The sequence below is a fragment of the Methyloceanibacter sp. genome (assembly GCF_058506495.1).
The window spans coordinates 1-2,626 of the sequence record NZ_JBZMXT010000165.1; the positions used below are offsets into that span (position 1 = coordinate 1).

The 2,626-nt window shown below is 60.8% G+C and carries 3 protein-coding genes; 1 reads left to right on the forward strand and 2 read right to left on the reverse strand.

Features of this window, described 5'->3' with window-relative positions:
* Nucleotides 1-4: 4 nt before the first annotated feature.
* On the reverse strand, nt 5-1,210 hold the full coding sequence (locus tag AC33YF_RS13625) for an SH3 domain-containing protein (protein WP_491777756.1): 1,206 nt from the start codon (nt 1,208-1,210) through the stop codon (nt 5-7).
* Nucleotides 1,211-1,453: 243 nt separating this feature from the next.
* Here AC33YF_RS13625 and AC33YF_RS13630 point away from each other — a divergent pair, with 243 nt between their 5' ends.
* Nucleotides 1,454-1,831, forward strand: coding sequence for a SpoIIAA family protein (locus AC33YF_RS13630; protein WP_491777757.1), 378 nt, complete (start codon nt 1,454-1,456; stop codon nt 1,829-1,831).
* A 17-nt stretch (nt 1,832-1,848) separates the two neighbouring features.
* Here AC33YF_RS13630 and AC33YF_RS13635 read toward each other — a convergent pair whose 3' ends face one another.
* Nucleotides 1,849-2,286, reverse strand: coding sequence for a c-type cytochrome (locus AC33YF_RS13635; protein ID WP_491777758.1), 438 nt, complete (start codon nt 2,284-2,286; stop codon nt 1,849-1,851).
* Between the last annotated feature and the right edge of the window lie 340 nt (nt 2,287-2,626).

The window sequence follows — 2,626 nt, forward strand, 5'->3', positions numbered from 1 at the left end:
CCGCCTACTGACGGCCGCCGAAGGCGCGGTTGATCATGTCCACGAAGCCGCCACGCCGACGGCGCGGCTGTTCGTACTGCTGCTCGCCGTAATACCCACCTGCCTGATCGTATTGCGGCGGTCCGGCCGATGGCCCGAGCGCAAAGGCCTGGATCCAGCCTTTGGCGTTGCTATTGGGATCAGCCACTTCGACCCATTCGCCGTTGCGGGATACGACTTTGAGGTCGCGTCCATACGGGAACGCAAACAGCACCGGAGAGTCCTCGGAGGCATTGAGGCGCATGCCTGAACCCGACACGATGACTTTCGCCCATTCCTGTTGCGGCTGACCGTAAGGGGCCGCCCCGTAGCCCGGCTGCTGGCCCTCTCCTGTCGCATACTGCCCAGGAGGAGGATATTGGCCCTGTTGGACGACCTGCCCAGGCGGATACTGTCCCTGGGGATACCGCCCGCCCGGGGGATACAGCCCGCCGGGGGGAAACTGTTCTTGTGCACTAGGCTGGGGCGGTGGGGAGCCCGGATATCCACCGGCGCCCGGGTAGGGTCTCTGACCAAAATTTGGATCGGGATTGGCGGCCGCGGTGCGATCATAGGGTTGCCCTCCGCCATAGGGCGGCGGCCGTTGTCCGTATTGGGGTGGCGGCGCGCCATAGGGCTGCTGCCGCTGACCGTATTGCTGGTTCTGGCCATAGGGCTGACCCGCGGCCGCAGCATTTTGCTGCGGCGCGTCGAAGAAGTCTCCTGCTTGCGCGTTTGGTGACCCCGGTTGCCCCTGCGGCACAACCACGCTGTCGCCTTGCTCGTTCAGCCAAGGCAACGCGTTGGGCGCCGGCGCGCCCGGGGTAGGCTGCGTCTGCCCTTGCGGCAGAGCGGCGACTTGTGGATTGGGCGCGGGCTGTGCCGCGGGATCATTTCCCGTGTTCTTCGGCGTAGCCGCGACAGTCTTCTTCGCGGCCGCGTCGGCCTTGGCCGCGCCATCGTTCTTCGGCTTGGTTGCAGCCTTGGGAGCATCGGCTTCGTTTTGAGATTGTGTGGCGAGTGCCTGTTCGTAGGCGAGCGCCCGTTTTTTCGGGGGCGGCGCCTTCGTCATCGTATCGGCCATCGGCTCCTGGAAGAGCAACATCCAAACCGCACCCATTGCGATGATGCTCAAGCTCGCGGAGTAGAACAGTAGCTTTTTGATGGTCGTAACTCCCCTCTTCAGCCGCATTAGGCTGAGAAAAGGCGGCAATAGCGTGTCTTAGAACAGTATTCTGCCGTCGTTAACCCTAAAATTCTATGAAGCGGCAATGGGCCTCAGCCATTTATTGTAGCCTGCGGCGGCCAGTTGCGGCATCCATATGTGTCTGCTGAGACCGATGTCCTTAGGATCGCCGCGTCACCGTCGTAACGCCCACAGCAGATGCGGGTTCCATCTCGGCGCCGACCACGTCAAGAAAGCTAATCTCCGCCGATGTTATCCTATGTCGAACATGACAACGCTCAAGCCGTCGAAATCCATTTGGCCGGGAGGGTGTCGACGGAGGAATTCGATCGCGTCGCGGAAAAAATGCAGGCATTCATTGCTCGCCACGGCCAGATCCGTGTTTTGGAACACATCTCAGACTTCGAGGGCATGGACGCCGCAGCGCTTTGGCATGACATCAAATTCAGCCTACGTCACATCAACGATTTCAGCCGCATCGCGATCGTGTGCGATCCGCATGTCCGAAATCTTTGGTCCAGCTTGGTAGCGCCATTCATCAGCTGCGAGGTTGAGCATTTCGAGCCGGACCAGATTGCGGAAGCCCGCGACTGGCTTATGTGGCCAGAAGGCGCCGCTGACATTTGAGGTACATCGCGTTCAGACTAGCCGTCGGCGTCCATCGGCGGAGGCGTCTGGGGCGTGGCTGGCGACATGTCGGGAGATACCTGGATCGATTGCAGATAGGCAATGATCGCATCGACATCATGAGGCTCGAATGCGAAGACAGGCATCTCCGGATGTCCGGACATGATGCCTTCGGCCAGCGACTCAGCCAGGTTTTCCACAGGATAGTCCTCGGACAGCTCGCGCAAGGGCGGCGCCACCGGGTTTGGACTTTCGCCCGTCTTTCCGATCGCGTGACAACTGGCGCAAGCCTCGCTCAGTATTGCTTCGCCCCGCTCTAGACGCTCGTCGTCGCTCGCGGCGGCGGGAGCTGCGGCGAAAACCAGTAGTGCTAAGGGTCCAGCCCCAGCGAACCGCATGAAGGCCCCCGCGCGCAACGCGACCCTCTCGACAAAACAGGTCAGTTGAGACCGCATCCCTTCCGCCTCACATTTGTGCGCAACGCCTATAAGGCGTAGGCCCGTTCGATCCATTGGCACTGACATACGTCAAGATAGGATCCGCGTCGGCCGGTACGAAATTATGAAAATTGGGGATAAAAGACACCCCCTGCCCGGCCGCCAAGGGCTTGGCGCAATGATAAAACCATGTCCGCCAGAAGCGAGCTGTACTCTTTTGCAGCCTGGCCTGGCGCGAACGCTGCTTCAACAAGGTCTCTGGGATGGAGACCGAGGGTCCTGGGACCTAATGCGATTCGACGTGTTTAAGGCGTTCCATCTCATCTTTCAGGTAGAGCTTCCGGCGCTTTAGCTCGGC